A 21,920-nucleotide genomic window follows, 5' to 3' on the forward strand; every position below is an offset into this window, starting at 1 on the left:
CCGCGGCCCGCGTCAGTTGGCGCGGATGCACAGCACGCCGTCCGGCAGCAGCGGGCAGGCCAGCGGGGTGATGGTGGTGGCTTCGACCACCTGGTTCGGCGACGCCGGTGCGGCGATCGACGTGCCGAACAGCATGGAACCGACGGTGGCGGCGCACAGCACCAGGCAGACCACGAACAGACCGCGTAACAGGAAGCTTTCGAATTTCATGAGTGTTCTCCGTGACGACGAGGGGATATCCCTGCGCTGCTACTCTCGCAAGTCGCGTGCCAAGCGGGCACTGCCACGTAAAACACTGATTTTGTGATGTTTGTCAGATTGCTTGTCGTCGCAGGAAGATGTCCGCGGACGGACGTCCGCCCGAGGTCGGACACTGCGGACGTCCGCGCGGGCCTCGCTTCGGTCACGGTCGACGCGTCGTGCGGGCCGTCGGCGCGGCGTGGCGAGGGCGGGCGAACCGAGGGCTGACCAGCGCGTTATCGAAACCTTCGGAAAGCCTTTGCAATGCCTTATGAAAACGTTTACAGTTGCGCCCGTTATTCTGTGAGGGGTGGGCGTGCCGACATGTCGGTGACGATCAAAGACGTTGCAAAAGCGGCCCATGTATCCGTGGCGTCGGTGTCGCGGGTGCTCAACGGTCGTGAAAATGTCAACGAGGAGACGCGCAAGCGCATTCTCGCTGCCGTGCGGCGTCTGCGCTACATCCCCAACGGCGCCGCGCGCAGCCTGATCACGCGTCGCACGCACACGCTGGGCGCCCTGCTTCCCGACCTGCACGGTGAATTCTTCTCCGAGCTGATCCGCGGCATCGACATCGCGGCGCGCGCGCACGGCCAGCATCTGCTGGTGTCCAGTTCGCATGGCGACGCCGACGAGGCCGCGGCCGCTCTGCGCACCATGCGCGGCAAGGTCGACGGGCTGCTGGTGATGTCGCCGTACGCGGACGCCGACTTTCTGGCCGACAACCTGCCGCCGGCCATGCCCACCGTGCTCATCAACACGCCGCACACCCCGGACAACTGCATGGCGATGAGCGTGGACAATCACGCCGGCGCCTACGCCATGGTCGAACACCTGGCGTCGCTGGGGCACCGGCACATCGCTTTCATCAACGGGCCCGACGACAACTTCGAGGCCCAGAACCGACTGCTTGGCTATCGCGACGCGATGGCCGAGTTTCTGCCCGGTACGCCCCTCCAGATTCTGGAAGGCGAGTTCACGGACGTCTCCGGTTACCGGGCGGGTCAGCATCTGTTGCAACTGGAGCAGCGCCCCGATGCTGTATTCGCAGCCAACGACATGATGGCGATCGGCTGTCTGTCCGCCTTGCACGAAGCAGGATTGCGTGTCCCCGAGGACATCGCGCTGGCGGGCTTCGACGATATTCCGTTGGCGCGCTACATCACGCCGAAACTGACCACGGTGCGCGTGCACATCGCCGAACTCGGCGAACAGGCGCTGGAGCGTCTGGTGCAGGCCATCGAGGACCCGAACGCGGATGCGGAGCGCGAGAAGACGCTCGAATCCGAGTTGGTGCTACGCGCTTCCAGCGGGACCAGCGCACACAAGACGCGGCGAAAGACCGCCCACGTAAGCAAAGTTTGAGGGAGACCCCACCATGAACAGCACGAAATCGTTCCGGCATCGCGTTGCCACGGCTCTGCCGGACGCCATGAAGGTACGCACCCGCAAGCGGCTCATCGCGAGTCTGATCGCCGCCTCGCTAGTGACCGCAACGGCAGCCCCCACGGCCGTGTGGGCGCAGTCGGCCTACGCCACGCTGCACGGCAAGGCCAAGCCCAACACGCAGATCACCGCGCTGAACACCGCGACCGGCACCATGCGCCAGACCAAGGCGACGTCGGACGGTTCCTACACCATCGTCGGTCTGCAGCCGGGCACCTACACCGTCGACGACGGCGCGGGCACCTCGCGCACCGTGACGCTGACGGTGGCCTCGACCTCCACCCTGGACTTCACGACCGACAGCGGCACGCCGTCCACCGCGAACGCACAGACGCTGAGCGGCGTGACCGTCACCGCGAGCAACCTGCCCGACGTCACGACGCCGGAAGTCGCGACCACGATTTCGCTGCATCAGATCGACACGATCCCCCAGATCTCGCGCAACTTCCTGGAATTCGCCGACACCGTGCCGGGCGTGGTCTTCAACGTCGACGGCGTGGGTGGCAACACTTCGCTGCGCGGCGGCGCGCAGAACAACGCCGCGGTGAACGTCTACATCGACGGCGTGGGTCAGAAGAGCTACCTGTTCGGCGGCCCGACCGGCCAAAATGCTAGTCAGGGCAACCCGTTCCCGCAGCTGGCGATCGGCGAATACAAGGTCATCACCTCGAACTACAAGGCCGAGTACGGCCAGATCTCCAGCGCGGCGGTGACCGCGCAGACCAAGTCCGGCACCAACGAGTTCCACGGCGAGGTCTACGACCGCTATACCAACGACGGCTATCGCGCGCGTACGCCGGCCGAGAACGACAAAAACTTCAAGACCCCCTCGCAGGAGAAGGAATACGGTTTCGCGCTGGGCGGTCCGATCATCAAGGACAAGGCGCATTTCTTCGTCACCTACGAAGGCAAGCGCTTCAACACGCCTGTGGCGGTCGTTCCGGATGCGGAAGCGGTACCCGGCCTGCCTGGTCTGCCTGCCAGTGCAGCGGCCCAACTTGGTCCGGCCAATCGGCCTTTCTCCGAAAATCTGTACTTCACCAAGTTCGACTGGGAACCCACTGATCGGGATCGTTTCGAGCTTAGTGCGCAGATCCGCAAGGAAAGTCAGATCGGTGGCGTGGGCGGCACCACGGGTCCGTCGGCGGCGTTCTCGGTGATCAACAACGACAAGCGCTACACCATCCGTTGGCAGCACAGCGGCTATTCGTACTTCAATGAGCTGCTGTACACCTACGAGGACAGCAATTACGCGCCGACGGCGATCACTACCGGGAACGGCGCTGTCTATACCTACGCTCCGGATGGTACCGGCCCAACCAGTAGTCAGACGAAGACGATTGTTTCCACTGGCGGCGCAGATCCGCGCGCCACGCAGAACAAGGGTCAGAAGGGACCGGCCATTGAGGACAACCTGACCTTCAACGACTTCCAGTGGCACGGCGACCACGTCATCAAGATGGGTTTCAAGTACAAGTGGATCACGCTGCATTCTTCCGACGCAGGTGCCACCAACCCGCAGTTCTTCTACAACGTCACGCCGAGCGGCACCGACAGCCAGCCGTACGAGGTGATCTTCCCGAAACCGGTTACCGGCCTGGGCCTGAGCCCGATGGTGACCACCAAGGACAAGCAGTTGGGCACCTACATCCAGGACGACTGGGCGGTGAACGACAAGCTGACCCTGAATCTGGGCGTGCGTTGGGACTACGAGAAGACGCCGTCGTACCTGAACTTCGTGACGCCGTCCAACGTGGTCGCCGCGCTGTACGCGCAGGATCCGAATGCGCCGGCCGGACAGACCTACGCCGATTCGCTGGCCAAGGGCGGCATCAACGTCGCCGACTACATCAGCAACGGCCATAACCGCAGCGCGTACAAGGGCGAATGGCAGCCGCGTCTGGGCTTCTCCTATGACGTCAACGCGGATCAGGCGCACGTGATCCACGGCGGCGCCGGCCGTTCCTACGACCGCGACCTGTACAACTACCTGCAGCTGGAAGTGACCAAGTCGGCGCTGCCGCAGTTCACCTACTACTTCCAGGATCCGAACTCCGGCCTGTGCTACCAGGGCAAGACGCCTTGCGTGCCGTTCGATCCGTCGTACCTGACCAGCCTCAGCAGCGTGCAGTCGCTGGCTTCGGCCAGCAACACCGGCACCGAGGTCGATCTGCTCAACAACAAGCTGAAGGCGCCCTACTCCGACCAGTTCAGCCTGGGCATGGCCAACCGCGTCGGCGACTGGCAGACCGATGCCACGGTGACCCGCGTGCTGAGCCACGACGGCTTCGCGTTCACCCTCGGCAACCGCTATCCGGACGGCACGTTCTTCAAGGACGGCGGCCAGCCTTGGAACAACGGCGTGCCGGGCTTCGGCAGCCTGATCGTCGGCAACAACGGCATCGAGACCCGCACCACGCAGGTGCTGCTGTCGGCCAACAAGCCCTACACCAAGCAATCGCACTGGGGCGTGACGCTGGCGTACACCTACACCGACGCCAAGCAGAATCGGGACATCAACGAGCATTATTCCTTCGACTACGCCACGATCAACGATTACCCGTTCATCGTGTCCAATGCAGCGTCGAAGCATCGTTTTGTCGCGACGGGTGTCGTGGACGGTCCTTGGGGATTGGTGTTCTCGGCCAAGCTGACGCTGGCCACACCAATACCGTTCAACAGTAATGTCTGCTATGCCACGACCAATGATCCGACTACCCAGCAGTACTTCCCGAATGGAAGCAAGTGCAGCGCCTACGGCACGACCCCCGAGGGCAATGGGCGCTTCCTGGTGGGGGGCAAGGTGTTCGGTTACCGCGATGTGGATTTCCAGGCAACCAAGAATTTCAGTATCCACGGCATGGATTTCTACGGTCGTTTCGATCTGCTGAACGTTTTCAACTTCAAGAACCTGAACAGCACGCTGTTCCCGAATAGCACGGTGGGTTCGATCGGCCCGGTAACCTACAACCCGACAGGCGACATCACCTTCGTACCGCGAACCATCAAGTTCGAAGTCGGCATGAAGTTCTGATCGCCGTTCACCGCGGTATCGACAGGGCCCGCCTCGGCGGGCCCTGTCTTTCGACCTGCCGCAAACCGCGTTCCATCGTCGTATCCTTGGACCCGCCATGAATGATCCACGCATCCAGAAGATCGTCATCGTCGGCGGCGGCACGGCCGGCTGGATGGCCGCGGCGGCGTTCGCCAAGCTGCTCGGTCGCGCGTACGACGTGCGGCTGATCGAGTCCGAGGAGATCGGCACGATCGGCGTCGGCGAGGCCACGGTTCCGCACCTGAAACTGTTCAACAACCTGCTGCGCATCGACGAGATCGAGTTCGTCAAGAAGACCCGCGCCACCTTCAAGCTCGGCATCCAGTTCAACGACTGGGGGCGCATCGGCGATTCCTACATCCACGGCTTCGGCAAGATCGGCACCGAACTAGGGCTGCTGCCGTTCCACCAGTATTGGATCAAGGCGCACCGCGAGGGCATCGCGGGCGAGCTGGGCGACTATTCGATCAACACGCTGGCCGCGCCGCGTGGCAAGTTCATGCCGTCCGCGACCGACGTGCCGCCCAATTCCCCGCTGGCGGACATCGCCTACGCCTACCACTTCGATGCCGGCCGCTACGCGCAATTCCTGCGCGCCTTCGCCGAGGAATTCGGCGCGCGCCGCACCGAGGGCAAGATCACGCAGACGCATCTGCGCGAGAGCGACGGCTTCGTCGAGGCCGTGACCCTGGAAAGCGGCGAGCGCATCGAGGGCGACCTGTTCATCGACTGCTCCGGCTTCCGCGGCCTGCTGATCGAGCAGGCGCTGCAGACCGGCTACGAGGACTGGACCCACTGGCTGCCCTGCGACCGCGCCATCGCCGTGGCGTCGGAGCGCACCGGTCCGCCGCCGCCGTTCACGCGGGCTACGGCGCGCACTGCCGGCTGGCAGTGGCGCATCCCGTTGCAGCACCGCATGGGCAACGGCTATGTCTATTCCAGCCAGTACCAGAGCCAGGACGAGGCCACGTCCATCCTGCTCGGTCACCTCGAAGGCAAGCCGCTGGCCGAGCCGCGACACCTGCGCTTCACCACCGGCATGCGGCGCAAGTTCTGGAACCGCAACGTGGTGGCGCTGGGTCTGGCCGGCGGTTTCATGGAGCCGCTGGAATCGACCAGCATCCATCTGATCCAGTCGGGCATCTCGCGCCTGCTGAACCTGTTCCCGCAGCGCGATTTCGATCCCGTGCTGATGGAACGCTACAACGCGCAGATGACGTTCGAGTTCGAGCGCATCCGCGATTTCCTGATCCTGCACTACTACCTCACCGAACGCACCGACACGCCGTTCTGGAACTACTGCCGGACCATGCAGATTCCCGAATCGCTGCAGGAGAACATTCGCCTGTTCGAGGACAGCGGTCGTTTCTTCCGCAATGCGGAGGAGATGTTCGCCGAACCCAGTTGGGTACAGGTGATGATCGGTCAGCGGCTGATGCCGCGTTCGCACCACCCGCTGGTGGACGAGGTGCCGCAGGATTATCTGAAGCAGTTCATCGGCAATGTCGGACAGGTGATCGACCAGTGCGTGGGCGCCATGCCCATGCATCAGGCGTTCATCGACCGCCACTGCGCCGCGACGGAATGACGTTCATCGGTAGTTTCAGGCACGCCCCCGGCCGCCCGTAGACCGCTCACTCAACTTTCGCTTTTCAGGAACGTAATGGCATGACCATGGGGACATTCGCTCGCAAGAGCCTTGTAAACGTTTTCTTCGCCCTGCTCGTTGCGGCTGCCGGTTGGGGTCCCGCCTGCGCCGGATCGCTTGCGGACGCGCACGCGAAGACGCATGCGCCGAAGCTCTCGGCCGGCGACCGTGCGCGCCTGGACGATCTCGAACGCCGCACCTTCGAGTTCTTCTGGAAGACCACCAACCCGGGCAACGGGCTGGCGCCGGACCACTTCCCGCTGCGCGAACAGCCGTTCGCCAGCATCGCCGCGGACGGCTTCGCGCTGACCGCCTACGGCATCGGCGTCGAGCGCGGCTACATCACGCGCCAGCAGGCCATCGAGCGCGTGCTGACGACGCTGAAGTTCTTCGCCGATGCGCCGCAGGGCACGTCCGAAGATGACGACACCGGCTATCGCGGCTTCTTCTATCACTTCCTCGACATGCGCACCGGCAAGCGCTACGGGCGCTGGGTGGAGCTGTCGACCGTCGACACCACGCTGCTGCTCGGCGGCGTGCTGTTCTGCCAGACCTACTTCGACCGCGATACCGCGCAGGAGCGCGAGATCCGTCAGCTGGCCGACACCATCTACCGCCGCGTGGACTGGACCTGGGCGCAGGCGCGTCCGCCGCTGATCAGCATGGGCTGGACGCCGGGCGGCCAGTTCATCCCGCACGACTGGACCGGTTACGACGAAGGCATGCTGATCTACATCCTGGCGCTGGGTTCGCCGACGCACCCGGTGAAGCCGGACGCGTGGAAGGCCTGGACCGATACCTACAGCCGCAGCTGGGGCACCTTCCAGGGCCAGACCTACCTGGCCTTCGCGCCGCTGTTCGGGCATCAGTACAGCCATGCCTGGGTCGACTTCCGCGGCATCCAGGACGACTACATGCGCGGCAAGGGCATCGATTACTTCATCAACAGCCGCCGCGCCGCGCTCGCGCATCAGGCCTACGCCATCGCCAACCCGCACGGTTTCAAGGGCTATGGCAAGAACGTGTGGGGCCTGACCGCCAGCGACGGTCCCGGCCATTTCACCTGGGTGCACAACGGCGAGACCGTGCATTTCCGCGGCTACTCGGCGCGTGGCGCGGGCCTGTCCGGCAGCACTTTCGACGACGGCACCCTGGCGCCGACGGCGGCGCTGGCTTCGATCCCGTTCACGCCCAAGCGCTCGTTGGCGGTGCTGGACACGCTGCGCAAGCGCTACGGCAAGGCCATCTACCGCGAATACGGCTTCACCGACGCCTTCAACCCCAGCTTCGCGATTAAGGACGCCAAGCCCAAGCACGGCGATTTGATACCGGGCGCCGGTTGGGTCGATGATGCCTATCTGGGCATCGACCAGGGACCGATCCTGCTGATGATCGAGAACTACCGCAGCGGATTCGTGTGGCGCGTGATGCGTCGCAATCCGTACATTCGGCGCGGTCTGCTGCGCGCCGGTTTCCGCGGCGGCTGGCTGGACAAGGCCGCGGCGCACTAGCCATGCGGCTCTGGCGCGCGCGCGGATGGCATTGCGCGGCCCTGCTGGCCGTCGCCCTGCTGCTGTGCGCGTGCCGTCACGCCGCGCCGCCGGCGACGCAGACCGTGACCTTCTGGGCGATGGGCCGCGAAGGCGAGAGCGTGCGTCGGTTGATGCCGGCGTTCGAGCGCGAGCATCCGGACATCCGCGTGCGTGTGGAGATCCTGCCGTGGAAGGCCGCGCACCAGAAGCTGCTGACCGCATTCGCCGGCGACGTCACGCCGGATCTGTGCCAGCTCGGCAACACCTGGGTGCCGGAGCTGGCGGCGCTGGGCGCGCTGCAACCGCTGGGCGCGCAGGTGCGGGCGTCGAAGAGCGTCGATCCCGACGACTACTTCCCGGGCATCTGGGACACCAACCGCATCGACGGCACGCTGTACGGCGTGCCCTGGTACGTCGACACGCGTCTGCTGTTCTATCGCAAGGACCTGCTGGCAAAGGCCGGCTTCGATCATCCGCCGCGCAGTTGGGGCGAGTGGGCGCGGCAGATGGCGGCGATCAAGGCGATGGTCGGGCCGTCGCGCTACGCCGTGCTGCTGCCGCTGAACGAATTCGAGCAGCTGGAATCGCTGGGCCTGCAGCAGCCGCAGTCGATGCTGCGCGACGGCGGCCGTTACGGCAATTTCCAGTCGCCGGGTTTCAAGCGCGCGCTCCGCTTCTACAGCGAGATCTTCCGCAACGACTGGGCGCCGAAGGTGACCAACGCCGAGGCGTCGAATCCGTGGGCCGAGTTCGGTCGCGGCTATTTCGCCTTCTACGTGTCGGGCCCGTGGAACATCGAGGAATTCAAGAACCGTCTGCCGGCGAGCCAGCAAGGCGACTGGGCCACCGCGCCCCTGCCCGGCCCGGACGGCCCGGGCACGTCGCTGGCCGGTGGCGCGTCGCTGGTGATCTTCCGCGCGTCCCGGCACAAGCAGGCGGCGTGGAAGTTGATCGAGTACCTGTCGCGCCCGGACGTGCAGCGCACCTTCTATCAGCTGGTCGGCGACATGCCGCCGCGGCGTTCGGCGTGGGACAACTCCGCCTTGGCCGACGATCCGCACGCGCACGCCTTCCGCGTGCAGCTGGAACGCGCGCGACCGGTGCCGAAGGTGCCCGAATGGGAGCGCATCGCGGCGCAGCTGGCGCTGGTCGAGGAGCGCATGGCGCACGGCCAGCTCAGCGTGGATCAGGCGGCGCAGCTGCTGAATGCACGGGCCGACGCGATCCTGGCCAAGCGCCGCTGGGTGCTGGCGCACGAGCCGTCGAAGGCACCGGAGCGTTCGCCGTGAAGTCGCGCCGCATGGCCGCGTGGATGTTCCTGGCGCCGGCGCTACTGGTGCTGGGCGTGTTCTTCGTGTTGCCGGTGCTGGGCGGCTTCGCGCTCAGCCTGACCGATTTCGATCCCTATGCCCTGGCCGATCTGCACAACCTGCGCTTCATCGGGCTGGGCAACTACCTGGCGTTGCTGCAGCGGCCGGAGTTCTGGTCGGCGCTCGGCAACACGCTGTACTTCGTGCTGGTCGGCGTGCCGTTGACCATGCTCGCCTCGCTGGGCGCGGCGCTGCTGCTGAACCATCGGCTGACGCGCTGGCACGCGGCCTTCCGCACCGCGCTGTTCGCGCCGGTGGTGACCACGCTGGTGGCCGCGGCGGTGGTGTGGCGCTACGTGTTCAACACCCGCTTCGGGCTGGCCAACGGTCTGCTCAGCGGCCTGGGACTGGACCCGGTCGACTGGCTCGGCGATCCGCGCTGGGCGATGCCGACGCTGATCCTGTTCGCGGTGTGGAAGAACCTCGGCTACAACATGATCCTGTTCCTGGCCGGGCTGCAGTCGATTCCGCCGCAGCTGTACGAAGCCGCGCGCATCGACGGTGCGTCCGCGCCGCGCACCTTCTGGCACGTCACGCTGCCGATGCTGGGACCGACCCTGCTGATGGTCGGCATTCTCACGCTGTCGGGCTATTTCCAGATGTTCACCGAGCCCTACGTCATCACCGAAGGCGGGCCGCTGCAGAGTACCGTCAGCGTGCTGTACCTGATGTACGAGGACGGCTTCAAATGGTGGAACCTGGGCATGGCCTCGGCCGTGGCCTTCATGCTGTTCGTACTGATGTTCGCGATCACCAGCGGCCTACTGCTGTTCGCGCGGCGCCGGGGGCACGCATGAAGCTTCGGCTGGCCAGTGTCTGCGTCAACGGCACGCTGATCGGCATGGCGCTGATCGCGCTGTTCCCGCTGCTGTGGATGCTGTCGGTGTCGTTCATGCAGCCGGGCATGGCCAGCGCGCTGCCGCCGCCGCTGCTGCCGGCGCATCCGACCTTCGCCAACTACCGCGATCTGTTCGCGCAGTCCGGCATGGGCGGCTATTTCCTCAACAGCCTGCTGATCGCGACGATCGCGACGCTGATCTCGCTGGTGTTCAACCTGATGGCCGGCTACGCCTTCGCCAAGCTGCGCTTCGCCGGTCGCGAGCGACTGTTTCAGGCGCTGATCGGCGGCCTGGTGATTCCCGCGCAGGTGGCGATGATGCCGCTTTTTCTGCTGCTGAAGTGGATGGGCCTGGTCGACACCTACCTCGGCGTGATGGCGCCGATGCTGGTGACCATCTTCGGCATCTTCCTGGTGCGCCAGTACGCGCGCTCGATTCCGGACGAACTGCTGGAAGCCGCGCGCATCGACGGTGCCGGCGAAGGTCGCATCTTCGTGCAGATCGTCTTGCCGCTGCTGAAGCCGATCGTGGTCACGCTGGCGATCTTCACCTTCCTGGCCAGCTGGAACGACTTCATGTGGCCGCTGATCGTACTCACCAGCCAGCAGCACTACACCCTGCCCGTCGCCCTGGCAGCGCTGTCGCGCGAACGCGTGCAGGACACCGAACAGATGATGGCCGGCGCGGTGGTGACTATGCTGCCGGTGCTGGCGCTGTTCCTGATGATGCAGCGGCACTACATCCAGGGGCTGCTGCTGGGCAGCGTGAAGGGTTGAGCCGGTTCAGTCGCTCAGCGACTCGCCGTGGCTGGCGATGACCTCGGCGTAAAACTTCGCGCTGTCCTTGGGCGTGCGCTGCAGGGTTTCGTAGTTGACGTGCACGATGCCGAAGCGTTTGGCGAAACCCAGCGACCATTCCAGATTGTCCAATAGCGACCACAGGTAGTAGCCGCGCACGTCCGCGCCTTGGGCGATGGCCTTGTGCACGGCGCGCAGGTGGCGGCGCAGGTAGTCGATGCGCAGTGGGTCGTGCACGCCGTCGGCGGCGGCGACCGGCGGGTCGTAGAAGGCCGCGCCGTTCTCGGTCACGTATAGCGGAATGTCGCCGTAGCGCTGTTTTACCCAGGTCAGGATGTCGGTCAGGCCCTGCTCGTAGACTTCCCAGTCGGTCTCGGTATAGGTCGCTTGCGGGACGCGTCGGGTGCGTGCGCGCAGTGGCCAGGCGGTGGCGTCGTGTGCGGTCAGGCCGCGGGTGTAGTAGTTGACGCCGAGGAAGTCGATTGGCTGGCGAATCTGTTCGAGGTCGGCGGCCGGCCAGTCGCGCCAGGCGTCGCCGAAGATGTCGCGCATTTCCGGCGGGTAGGACCCTTTCAGCGCCGGGTCCAGGTACTGCCGATTCATGTAGGCGTCGGCGCGTTGCGTGGCGGCGCGGTCTTCGGCGCGGTCGCTGGCCGGGTATTTCGGCTCCAGATTCACCACCAGACCGATCTGGTGTTTGCCCACGGCGCGGTAGGCCTGCACTGCGGCGCCGTGCGCGCGCATCAGGTGATGCGTGACCCGCGCGGTTTCGTACGGGCTGCGGTGGCCGGGCGCGAGCACGCCGTGCAGGTAGCCGCCGTCGGTGACGACCCACGGTTCGTTCAGCGTCACCCACAGCGGCACGCGGTCGTCCAGCGCCTCGAAGCAGGTGGTGGCGTATTCGGCGAACCAGTCGGCGCTGTCGCGGTTGAGCCAGCCGCCGCGGTCATCGAGCGCTTCGGGCAGGTCCCAGTGGTACAGCGTGGCCATTGGCGTGATGCCGCCTTCGCGCAGCGCGTCGACCAGTTGGCGATAGAAATCCAGTCCTTTCTGATTCACCGCGCCGGTGCCGGCCGGCAGGATGCGCGCCCAGGCGATGGAGAAGCGGTAGCTGGTCAGGCCCAGGTCGCGCATCAGCTTCACGTCGTCGCGGAAGCGGTGGTAGTGGTCGCAGGCGATGTCGCCGTGGTCGTCGTTGTGCATCATCCCCGGCGTGTGCGCGAACCGTTCCCAGATGCTCGGGCCGGCGCCGTCGGCCAGCGGCGAGCCTTCGATCTGGTAAGCGCTGGTCGCGCACCCCCACAGGAAGGTTTCGGGAAAGCGCATGTTTTCCGGCATGATGCGGGAGGCCCCTGGGAGATACGCGCGGAACCGCGGCTGAAAACGATTACATGGCAGAATAGCTCAACTGTCCGGCAGATGGCAGCCGGTGACACGCGACGAGGACAAGCAAGGGTGGGGAGTGTCGTACTCGAAAACGTGACCAAGGCCTACGCTGAAGGCGTGTGCGCGGTCGATGCCGTCAGCTTCCGCGTCGAGAGCGCGCAGCTGATGGTGTTGCTGGGGCCATCGGGCTGCGGCAAGACCACCACGTTGCGCATGATCGCCGGGCTCGACAGCGTCGACAGCGGCCGCATCCTGATCGACGACCGTGAGGTGCATGCGGTCGAGCCGAAGGATCGCGACATCGCGATGGTGTTCCAGAACTACGCGCTGTATCCGCACATGAGCGTGGCCGAGAACATGGCGTTCGGATTGAAGCTGCGCGGGTGTCCGCGTCGGGAGATTGCGCCGCGGGTGCAGCAGGCGGCCGCGATGCTCGGTCTGGAGGCGCTGCTGGATCGTCGCCCCGGCGCGCTGTCCGGCGGCCAGCGCCAGCGTGTCGCGCTGGGCCGTGCGCTGGTGCGCCAGCCGCGTGTGTTTCTGCTGGACGAGCCGCTGTCGAACCTCGACGCCGGCCTGCGCGCGAGCATGCGCATGGAGATCGCGCGCCTGCACCGCGCGGTCAAGGCGACCATGATCTACGTCACCCACGATCAGGTCGAGGCGATGACCCTGGGCCAGCGCATCGTGGTGATGGACGGCGGGCGCGTGCAGCAGGACGACACGCCGCTGCGCATTTACGAGCGACCGGCCAACCTGTTCGTGGCCGGATTCCTGGGCAGCCCGTCGATGAACCTGCTGCGTGGCCGGCTCGATGTCGTGGCCGCGTGCGTGCAGGTGACCGATGCCGGGCACCTGGACCTGCCCGAGGACTCCGTTGTGCGGCGCGCGCTGGCGGCCCACGAGGGACGTGAAGTCGTGGTCGGGTTGCGGCCGGAGGCGTTGGCCCTGGCGACGACCGAGGCGGGCGCGATGCCGACGCTGGAGGCCGAGCTGGATCTGGTCGAACACGTCGGCAACGAGGCTTTTCTCAACATGCGCTTCGGCGCGCATGCCGTGGTGGCGCGGGTGCCGCCGCAGGCGCTGCCCGAGTCGGGCCGCTGCGTGCGCGTCACCTATGATCCGCGGCGCATGCATTTCTTCGACGCCGGCAGCGGCCAGCGCATCGACACCGACGCGTCGGCCTGAAGCGTTTCAGCGCAGGCGGCAGCGGCCGTCCAGCGAGGCGTCGCGCGCGGCCTGCAACGCCGCCGCGGGCGCGCGATCCTCGCGCAGATCGGATGGATAGCGCAGCGACACGGTGAGGTTCTCGCCGCGCAGGTCGCGCAGATTGGACAGTCCACGGAACCAGCGCAGCCGGCGCGTGTCCAGCGCATAGCCGACGTCGATGTGCGGCAGGGCGAAGGCGATCCAGCTGTCCAGCTGCAGCCGCAGCACCATCTCGTCGTGGCGGGCGGCGGCAGGGTCGTCGCGGCGCGCGACCTTGAAATGCATGAACTTCAGGCGGCTGGGCACCAGGAACTCGACCTTCAGCGTACGTCCCGCCGCCAGGGCGTCCCAGTGCGTGCGCACGAAGGCGTCGAAGCCGCTGTCGATCACCGCGTTGGGCGACATGGTCAGCGCGGCTTGCGGCGTGTCTTTGGCGCCGACCCGGTGCACGTAGACTTCGCGTCGCCCATCCTGCGTGCGCACGCCCTCGCGATAGCCGCTGCGCGCGTCGAGCAGCGCGAAGTCGGGCGTCTGGGGTGTGCGCGTGTCGAGCCACTTGCGCGCGAACGGACGTCCATCCGGACAGCGGTACAGCACCAATTCGCGCGGGCCATCGGCGCTGTCGAACAGGAAATGCTGTTCGCGGTACAGCACGTCGGCGTCCGGCGCGGTGCGGGCGATGCCGGTGTAGGCGCGGATCGGACCCGTCGGCGTGCCGGCGGACAGCGCGGCCAGGGACAGCAGCAGGGCGGAAAGCATGGCGACTCCGTGATGCGGGCGGCGTGTGCGGCGCACGTCGGCGCGCACCCCCTTATCTACGCAAGCGCCGCGCGCGCGGATGCGCCTCGATGCGTGCGGCGTTGCGCAGGCCGTGCAGACGGCAGTCGGGCTTTAAGCCGCAAGTCACGTTCACGCGGTACGATGCGCGTTGGCAGACTGCAAGCAGTCCCTTTCCGGAGAATTCCATGCGCAAGATTCCGTTGCTCGTCCTGGCGGTGCTGACTTTGACGGTCGCCGGCTGCACCTGGGGCATCAAACTCAACGAAGGCGGCAAGAAGGTGCACACGGCCTGGACCCAGGACGTCTCCCAGTGCAAGCAGCTGGGCCGGGTCACGGTGTCGGTGATGGATCGCGTCGGCCCGATCGACCGCAACGACATCAAGGTGCGTGACGAGCTGGAAGTGATGGCGCGCAACGAGGCCGCCAGCATGGGCGCCGATACGGTCAAGCCGTTGGGCGAGCCGCTGGACGGCGAGCAGGCCTGGGGTGCGTACCAGTGCGGCCAGGCGGCGATGAAGCCGGCCGCGGCCACGACGGGCACCAGCGCGCAGCCGCAGGACGGTTCCGCGCAGACTTATCCGGTCGAAGGCAACTGAGTCCGTGGGCGCGGCGTCGGCCGCGCCCCGTTCAGGCGTCGAGGTCGGGAATCATCCGGCTTTCCAGCCGCGCGATGCTGTCCTTGAGCAGCAGCTTGCGCTTCTTCATGCGGCTCAGCCGCAGCTGGTCGCAGATCGGGTCCATGACCAGCCGCGCGATGGCGTCGTCCAGATCGCGATGCTCCAGACGCAGGGCTTCCAGCTGGCGGGCGATTTCGACGGGATCGGGCGGCTGCACGGGTGCGCTCCGTGACGGTAAGTCCAAGCACCAAGTGTAGCGCCGTCGAGGCCGGTACAATCGACGCCCATGAATGCCCGTGAAATCGTCATCCCGCTCGACGGCCTGCGCGGCGCGCGCCGCCACGAATCGCTCGGCCGCAAGCTGCGCCGCCTGACCGGCAAGGCCATCGTCGACTTCGGCATGATCGAGGACGGCGACAAGGTCATGGTCTGCCTGTCCGGCGGCAAGGATTCCTATACCCTGCTCGACATGCTGCTGCAGCTGCAGGCGCGCGCGCCGGTGCGTTTCGAGCTGATCGCGGTGAATCTGGACCAGAAGCAGCCGGGCTTCCCCGAGCACGTGCTGCCGGACTACCTGCGCGCCAAGGGCGTGCCGTTCCACATCATCGAGCAGGACACCTACAGCGTGGTCAAGCGGGTGATTCCCGAGGGCGCGACCACCTGTGGTCTGTGCTCGCGGCTGCGGCGGGGTTCGCTGTACACCTGGGCGGCGGCCAACGGCATCACCAAGATCGCGCTCGGCCACCATGGCGACGACCTGGTCGCCACGCTGTTCCTGAACCTGTTCTTCCAGGCGTCGCTGAAGTCGATGCCGCCGAAGCTGCGTTCGGACGACGGTCGCCACGTGGTGATCCGTCCGCTGGCCTACTGTCGCGAGCGCGACATCGAGGCCTATGCGGAAGAACAGGGCTTTCCGATCATTCCCTGCAACCTGTGCGGCAGCCAGCCGAACCTGCAGCGCCAGGCCGTGCAGACGATGCTGAACGCGTGGGACCGCGAACAACCCGGTCGCGTCGACAACATCCTGCGCGCGCTGGGCCATGTCACACCCTCGCACCTGGCCGATCCGTCGCTGTTCGACTTCGCCGGGCTGCGCGCCGACGAGTTCGCAACCGGCATGTGACGAGCGGGGCCGATGCCGGGACGGACGGCATCGACGGCGACGGCCGATCGCGGTTCAATGACCTTCGTTGTTGCCGCGGCGATGTCATGACGCAGTCCCGATTCCGTTCTCCCGATGCCTTGCTGCTGGAGCGGCCGGTCCGGTTCCTGCTGTACGTCCTGGGCTGGGTGCTGCTGGGCCTGTGGCAGGGCAGCGAGGGCGTCATCAGTCATCGCGGCGACATGCATCCGCCGGCGCATTGGGAAAACTATGTCTGGGAGCTGAGCAGCACCGTGGTGCTGAGCGTGCTGTCGCTGGCGGTGGCGCGCTTCGAGAACCGTTTCCGCATCACCGGCCCCGGCTGGCCGCGACGGCTGCCGATCCACGTGGTGGCCTGCCTGGTGTTCTCGGTGGTGCATATCGCCTCGATGGAATGGCTGCGTCAGCTGGCCTATGCGGCGATGGGCAGCACCTACCGTGTCGGCAACGCGGTGGAGGTGTTCTTCTTCGAGTTCCAGCGCGATCTGAGTACCTACCTGTTGCTGTTGCTGGCCTGCGCCCTGGTGCGCAGCATCCTCCAGCGTCGCCGCCAGCAACTGCGTGAGCTGGAACTGCGGCAGGCGGTGTCCGAGGCGCGGCTGGCGCATCTGACCGCGCAGATCGAGCCGCACTTCATCTTCAACACGCTGAACGCGATCTCCAACCGCATGTACGAGGACGTGGCCGCCGCCGACCGCATGGTGGTAGCGCTGGCCGATCTGCTGCGCTCGGCGATGAACGGCGAGGGCGGCGAGCGCATCCGGCTCGGCGAGGAGGCGAAGTGGCTGCGCGCCTACGCGCATCTCATGGCCGAGCGGCAGCCGGGACTGCTGCACGTGGCGATCCGCATCGATCCCGCGCTGGGCGACGCACGGATACCGCGCCTGCTGCTGCAGCCGCTGGTCGAGAACGCGTTCCGTCACGGCCTGCGCAGCGGCCGCGGACGGTTGGAGGTGGACGTGTGGGCCGAGGACGGGCGGCTGCGGTGCCGGGTCGCCGACGACGGCGTCGGACTGGCCGCCGACGCCGAACCCGGATTGGGACTCGGCAACGTGCGCGAGCGCCTGGCGCTGCTGTATCCCGACGACCACGCGCTGCGCATCGCGCGGCGCGCGGAGGGCGGCACCGAGGTGACGTTGGACATGCCGCTGGAGCGGGACGATGCCGTTGCGTCTGGCCATCGTTGAGGACGAGGCGCCGGCGCGCGCCCGGCTGCGGCGGTTGCTGGCCGCGCACGACGACGTCGAGATCGTGGTCGAGGCCGACGGTCTGCGCGAGGCGCTGGATCGTCTGCCGACGACGCAGGTCGATGCGCTGTTTCTCGACATCGCGCTGGGCACGGCCAGCGCCTTCGACGTGCTCGACCGCCTGCCGCCGCCGTGGCCGCTGATCGTGTTCGCGACCGCCTATCACGAGCACGCCCTGCGTGCGTTCGAGGTGGCGGCGGTCGATTACCTGCTCAAGCCGTTCGACGACCGGCGGCTGGCGGTCACGCTGGAACGGCTGCGCGAGCGCCTGCGGGCCACCGATGCGCCGCCCGCCGACGAGGACGTGCGCCGCCTGCGCGCGGCCATGCCCGCGCCGCCGGAGCTGCCATGGGTGGTGGTGCACGACCGCGGAAGTCGCGTGGTGGTGCCGATGACGGAGGTGCTGCGCGTCGCCAGCTGCGGCAACTACGTGGAGCTGCACACCGCCGAACGCCGCTACCTGCTGCGCACCACGCTGACGCGACTGGCGCAGCGCATGGACCCGGCGCGCTTCCTGCGTGTGCATCGCCAGCATCTGGTGCGCGTGGACCAGATCGCCGCCTTGACGCCGCGCGCGCACGGCGACGCCGAACTGACCCTGCGCGACGGCAGCACGGTGCAGGTCAGTCGGCGCTATCGCGGCGCGCTGCCGCCGGCGTTGCGCGGCGGCTGAGACCGTCGGCGTCGCGATCGGACCCGTTCGTCATCTTTCGCTTGTGACCCGCGCGATGCGGCGGGCAGTGTCGGCGACAGCCCACCACGAGGAGAGCGTTCCATGTGTCGTCCGATCCTGATGGCCGTGCTGGCTGCCGCCGTGCTGGCCGCGTGCAGCGCCGCGCCGCCGCCGTCCGCGCCCAGCGCCGTGGCCCGCGCGTTCCAGTGGTCGGCCTGGGGCGGCGACGCCGGTGGACGCCGTTTCGCGCCCATCGCGCAGATCACGCCTGCCAACGTGGACCGGCTGCAACCGGTCTGGACCTTTCACACCGGCGCGCGGGCCAAGGGCTGGGACGTCGGGGGCAAGCTCACGTTCGAGGCCACGCCGCTGTTCGTCCACGGTACGCTGTATTTCAGCACCGCCACCGGACAGGTGTTCGCGCTGGACGCGGCCACGGGCAAGGCGCGCTGGCGCTACGACGCGCATGTCGAGGCGCACGCCGACTACTCCGAGCTGACCTCGCGCGGCGTGACCTACTGGCGCGATCCGCAGGCCAAAGCGGACGCGCCCTGCGCCGCGCGGCTGTTCGTGCCGACCGTCGACACCCGCCTGATCGCGCTCGACGCCGCCACCGGCAAGCCCTGCGAGGCGTTCGGCGATCACGGCCAGCTGCATCTGTCCGCGCATCTGCGCCGCACCCGCCACGCCGACTACGAATTCACCTCGCCGCCGGTGGTCGCCGATGGCACGGTGATCCTGGGATCGTCGATCGGCGACAACGCCTTCGCCGCCGAGGCGCGCGGCACGGTGCGCGCGTTCGACGCCCGCACCGGCGCGCCGCGCTGGCATTGGAACCCGATCACCCGCACGGGCGCGGACGCCGATCCCGGTCACGATGCGCCGCCGTACCCCAAGTGGAACGGCGCCGCCAACGCCTGGGGCGTGTTCTCGGTGGATGCGGCGCGGCATCGGGTGTTCATTCCCACCGGTTCGGCCAGTCCCGATCTCTATGGCGGCGATCGCCCGGGCGACGACGCCTGGGCCAACTCGCTGGTGGCACTGGACACGCGCACCGGCCAGCGGGTGTGGGCGCGGCAGCTGATCCATCACGATACCTGGGACTACGATCTGGCCGCGCAGCCGATGCTGGTCACCGTGCGCCGCGACGGCCAGGCGATTGCGGCGGTGGTGCAGCTGACCAAGAACGGTCAGGTCTTCGTGTTCCGCCGCGACGACGGTACGCCGGTGTACCCGGTGACCGAGCGCGCGGTGCCGACCGACGGCGTGCCCGGCGAGCAGCTCAGCCCGACCCAGCCGTATTCGGCGCTGCCGGCGCTGGTGCGGCAGGGGCCGGTGACGCCGGACGACGCCTGGGGCCTGACGTTCTGGGACCGCAACGCCTGCCGCAAGCGTATCGCCGAGCTGCGCAGCGACGGCATGTTCACGCCGCAGAGCCTGCGCGGCAGCATCGAGATGCCCAGCTGGGTCGGCGGCACCAACTGGGGCAGCGGATCGTGGAATCCTCACACGCAGATGCTGTTCGCCAACGTCGACGATCTGCCGATGGTGGTGCAGTTGTTGCCGCGCGCGACCTTCGAGCGGCTGCGCAAGAACGGCGGTCTGGATGGCTGGGACTACAACGTGCAGGACGGCACGCCTTACGCCATGCGCCGGCGCGCGCTGCTGTCGCCGCTTGGCGCGCCCTGCATCAAGCCGCCGTGGGGCCGGCTGGTGGCGGTGGATCTGGCGCACGGCCGCATCGCCTGGTCGCGTCCGCTGGGCACCAGCCGCGGCAAGGCGCCCTGGCCGTTCTGGTACCTGCACGGCGCGCCCAACCTGGGCGGTTCGATGGTCACGGCCGGCGGCGTGCTGTTCATCGGTGCGGCGACCGACGGCTACCTGCGCGCATTCGATCAGCGCGACGGCCGCGTGTTGTGGCGCTATCACCTGGATGCGCCGGCGATGGCCACGCCGATGAGCTACGTCGTCGGCGACCGGCAGTACGTGGTGGTCGCGGCGGGCGGTCACGGCAAGCTCGACACGGCGCGTGGCGACGCGCTGGTGGCCTTCGCCCTGCCGCGCTGAGGGCGCGTTGCGGCAGCGGTCTCGCCTGCGGAGACGCCGGGTCGGTATGATCGTGATCCTTTGCTTCCACGGCCCGGCATCGCGCCGGGCCGTCCCGATCACGGACCGCCCATGTTCTTTCGCAATCTCACGCTGTTCCGCTTTCCGCCTTCCGTCGCCGAGAGCCTCGGCGAACTCGACGCCGCGCTCGACGAGCACCGCCTGCGCCCCTGCGGCGCGATGGAGATGGCCACGCACGGCTTCGTGCCGCCGCTCGGTCCGGACGCCGAGGCGCTGACCCACGGTGTCGGCGACAGCCTGCTGGTCACCGTCGGCAGCGAGGACAAGCTGCTGCCGGCCTCGGTGGTCAACGAGGAACTCTCGCGCAAGGTGCGCAAGCTGGCCGAGGACGAGGGCCGTCGCGTCGGCGGCCGCGAGCGCAAGCGGCTCAAGCAGGAGGTGCTGGACCAGCTCATGCCGCGCGCCTTCTCGCGCCCGTCGCGCATGCAGGTGTGGCTGCAGCGCAAGCTCGGCTGGGCGGTGTTCGACACCTCCAGCCGCAAGGCCGCCGAGCAGGGTCTGACCAACCTGCGCGAGGCCTTGGGCAGCTTCCCCGCGCTGCCGCTGGCGCCGGAGAAGTCGCCGCGCCAGATCATGACCGACTGGCTGACCAGCGGCGATCTGCCGGCCGGTCTGACGCTGTCCGACGAGTGCGAGCTGCGCGACCCGGCCAATGCCGGCGGCGCGGTGGTGCGCTGTCGTCATCAGGAGCTTGAATCGGACGAGATTCGGGAGCATCTTCGCGGTGGCAAGCAGGTGTTCCAGCTGGGCCTGGAATTCGACGAGCGCATCGGCTTCGTGCTCGGCGAGGACATGGTCATCCGCAAGCTGAAATTCTTCGACGTGATCACCGACGAACTCGATCACGCGCAGGCCGATTCGGCCGCCGAGGAAATGGACGCGCGGTTCGCGTTGATGACGCTGGAACTGGAGCGCCTGCTGCAGAAACTGGACGAATGGTTCGGACTGCCCCGTCCCGACGGGGCCTGACGACGGACATGCCGACACGATGGTTCGCGAACGGGTAACCGACAACTGGCTGGAGCTGTCCACGACCAGCGGCACCCGCATCAAGGTGCTGGGCAACGCGCATCCGCGCTCCAAACGCCTGCGCCTGACGATCACGCCGGGCGGTGCGCGCGTGACCTACCCGCTCGGCACGCACCCGGCGCAGGTGTCCGCGTTCCTGCGCCAGCACGCGGACTGGCTGGAACACCAGATGGGCCAGCAGCGCCTGCTGCTCAAGCCGTTGCCGCGCCTGTGCGTGGGACGCGAGACCGAGATGCCCCTGCGTGGACGCACGGTGCCGCTGCGCTGGGCCGAGGGGCCGTATCCGCGCGTGCAGCGCGACGCTGACGACGCGGTGGTGCTGGCGCTGCCGAAGTTGCAGCCCAAGTTCCTGCCGGTGGCGCGCGGCCTGCTGGCCGGTTTTCTGGAAGACCGCATCCGCCGCGATGCCGGGCGCTGGATGCCGCGCTACGTGCCGCAGCTGGGCATGGCGCCGACCGCGTTGCGCATTCGTGCGATGCAGAGCCAGTGGGGCAGCCTGGACACGCGCGACCGCATCAACCTGGACCTCTCGCTGGCCCTGGCGCCGTCGGCGGCGCTGCGCTATGTGCTGGTGCACGAGCTGTGCCATCTGAAGGTGCGCGACCACTCGCCGCGCTTCTGGCGGCAGGTCGGCGAACTCGATCCCGGCTGGGAGGCGCAGCGCGCCTGGCTGCGCGATCACGGCGCCGAGCTGAAGCTGCAGATCGAGCGCCTGGTGGCCGATATCGCCGATTGACGGCCGGGTGGGGCTTTCGGGCTGGGCCGTTCGGGACATTCCCCGCCTGGC

Annotated in this window: 19 protein-coding genes; 15 read left to right on the forward strand and 4 right to left on the reverse strand. The window is 67.4% G+C overall.

The annotated features are described in order from the left end of the window. Window positions 1-12 precede the first annotated feature (12 nt). Complete coding sequence (locus LF63_RS00980; protein WP_043099034.1) at window positions 13-210, reverse strand: hypothetical protein; 198 nt, start codon at window positions 208-210, stop codon at window positions 13-15. Between the two features lie 354 nt (window positions 211-564). Between LF63_RS00980 and LF63_RS00985 the strand changes: the two genes are divergently transcribed. The 7 genes from LF63_RS00985 to LF63_RS01015 all read left to right on the forward strand — a co-directional run bounded on the left by LF63_RS00985 (window position 565) and on the right by LF63_RS01015 (window position 10,906). Continuing rightward, window positions 565-1,605: a LacI family DNA-binding transcriptional regulator gene (locus LF63_RS00985; protein WP_043099036.1), complete on the forward strand. Its 1,041-nt coding sequence runs from the start codon at window positions 565-567 to the stop codon at window positions 1,603-1,605. A 67-nt stretch (window positions 1,606-1,672) separates the two neighbouring features. After that, window positions 1,673-4,720, forward strand: coding sequence for a TonB-dependent receptor (locus LF63_RS00990; protein WP_043102786.1), 3,048 nt, complete (start codon window positions 1,673-1,675; stop codon window positions 4,718-4,720). A 97-nt stretch (window positions 4,721-4,817) separates the two neighbouring features. Then, a complete protein-coding gene (locus LF63_RS00995) occupies window positions 4,818-6,329 on the forward strand; it encodes a tryptophan halogenase family protein (protein ID WP_043099038.1) in 1,512 nt (503 codons plus the stop codon). A gap of 80 nt (window positions 6,330-6,409) precedes the next feature. Next, window positions 6,410-7,900, forward strand: coding sequence for a glucoamylase family protein (locus tag LF63_RS01000; RefSeq protein WP_081945023.1), 1,491 nt, complete (start codon window positions 6,410-6,412; stop codon window positions 7,898-7,900). A gap of 2 nt (window positions 7,901-7,902) precedes the next feature. Beyond that, the gene (locus LF63_RS01005) at window positions 7,903-9,210 is read left to right on the forward strand and encodes a sugar ABC transporter substrate-binding protein (protein ID WP_043099041.1); all 1,308 of its coding nucleotides are present in this window, start codon (window positions 7,903-7,905) and stop codon (window positions 9,208-9,210) included. Next, entirely contained in the window at window positions 9,207-10,088 is an 882-nt protein-coding gene (locus LF63_RS01010; protein ID WP_043099043.1) for a carbohydrate ABC transporter permease, read from the forward strand. The genes LF63_RS01005 and LF63_RS01010 overlap by 4 nt, the downstream gene beginning before the upstream one ends. Continuing rightward, window positions 10,085-10,906 (forward strand): carbohydrate ABC transporter permease, encoded by an 822-nt coding sequence (locus LF63_RS01015; RefSeq protein ID WP_043099044.1) that lies wholly within the window; start codon window positions 10,085-10,087, stop codon window positions 10,904-10,906. Before LF63_RS01010 ends, LF63_RS01015 begins: the two co-directional genes overlap by 4 nt. Window positions 10,907-10,912: 6 nt before the next feature. Here the strand turns inward: LF63_RS01015 and LF63_RS01020 are convergent, their stop codons facing one another. Continuing rightward, window positions 10,913-12,253 (reverse strand): GH1 family beta-glucosidase, encoded by a 1,341-nt coding sequence (locus LF63_RS01020; protein ID WP_235205245.1) that lies wholly within the window; start codon window positions 12,251-12,253, stop codon window positions 10,913-10,915. 129 nt (window positions 12,254-12,382) lie between these two features. On the opposite strand from LF63_RS01020, the gene LF63_RS01025 reads away from it, so the two are divergent. After that, window positions 12,383-13,498 (forward strand): ABC transporter ATP-binding protein, encoded by a 1,116-nt coding sequence (locus tag LF63_RS01025; protein WP_043099048.1) that lies wholly within the window; start codon window positions 12,383-12,385, stop codon window positions 13,496-13,498. A gap of 6 nt (window positions 13,499-13,504) precedes the next feature. Here the strand turns inward: LF63_RS01025 and LF63_RS01030 are convergent, their stop codons facing one another. Beyond that, window positions 13,505-14,278, reverse strand: coding sequence for a hypothetical protein (locus LF63_RS01030; RefSeq protein WP_052394485.1), 774 nt, complete (start codon window positions 14,276-14,278; stop codon window positions 13,505-13,507). A gap of 206 nt (window positions 14,279-14,484) precedes the next feature. Between LF63_RS01030 and LF63_RS01035 the strand changes: the two genes are divergently transcribed. After that, window positions 14,485-14,895 carry a DUF4156 domain-containing protein gene (locus tag LF63_RS01035; protein WP_043099050.1) on the forward strand — a complete coding sequence of 137 codons (411 nt, stop codon included), beginning with the start codon at window positions 14,485-14,487 and terminating at the stop codon, window positions 14,893-14,895. A 31-nt stretch (window positions 14,896-14,926) separates the two neighbouring features. Here the strand turns inward: LF63_RS01035 and LF63_RS01040 are convergent, their stop codons facing one another. Continuing rightward, entirely contained in the window at window positions 14,927-15,133 is a 207-nt protein-coding gene (locus LF63_RS01040) for a YdcH family protein (protein ID WP_043099051.1), read from the reverse strand. Between the two features lie 69 nt (window positions 15,134-15,202). On the opposite strand from LF63_RS01040, the gene ttcA reads away from it, so the two are divergent. The 6 genes from ttcA (at window position 15,203) to LF63_RS01070 (ending at window position 21,869) form a co-directional block, all read left to right on the forward strand. Continuing rightward, entirely contained in the window at window positions 15,203-16,039 is an 837-nt protein-coding gene (gene ttcA, locus LF63_RS01045) for a tRNA 2-thiocytidine(32) synthetase TtcA (RefSeq protein ID WP_081945024.1), read from the forward strand. Window positions 16,040-16,125: 86 nt separating this feature from the next. Beyond that, window positions 16,126-17,244 carry a sensor histidine kinase gene (locus LF63_RS15090; protein ID WP_152569199.1) on the forward strand — a complete coding sequence of 373 codons (1,119 nt, stop codon included), beginning with the start codon at window positions 16,126-16,128 and terminating at the stop codon, window positions 17,242-17,244. Next, the gene (locus LF63_RS01055; protein WP_052394489.1) at window positions 17,219-17,977 is read left to right on the forward strand and encodes a LytR/AlgR family response regulator transcription factor; all 759 of its coding nucleotides are present in this window, start codon (window positions 17,219-17,221) and stop codon (window positions 17,975-17,977) included. Before LF63_RS15090 ends, LF63_RS01055 begins: the two co-directional genes overlap by 26 nt. 102 nt (window positions 17,978-18,079) lie before the next feature. Further along, window positions 18,080-20,044, forward strand: coding sequence for a pyrroloquinoline quinone-dependent dehydrogenase (locus LF63_RS01060; RefSeq protein ID WP_043099052.1), 1,965 nt, complete (start codon window positions 18,080-18,082; stop codon window positions 20,042-20,044). 111 nt (window positions 20,045-20,155) lie between these two features. After that, a complete protein-coding gene (locus tag LF63_RS01065) occupies window positions 20,156-21,073 on the forward strand; it encodes a recombination-associated protein RdgC (RefSeq protein ID WP_043099053.1) in 918 nt (305 codons plus the stop codon). 19 nt (window positions 21,074-21,092) lie between these two features. Then, a complete protein-coding gene (locus tag LF63_RS01070) occupies window positions 21,093-21,869 on the forward strand; it encodes a M48 family metallopeptidase (protein WP_043099054.1) in 777 nt (258 codons plus the stop codon). The last annotated feature ends 51 nt before the right edge of the window (window positions 21,870-21,920 follow it).

This window comes from Oleiagrimonas soli (assembly GCF_000761445.1).
Lineage (GTDB): Bacteria > Pseudomonadota > Gammaproteobacteria > Xanthomonadales > Rhodanobacteraceae > Oleiagrimonas > Oleiagrimonas soli.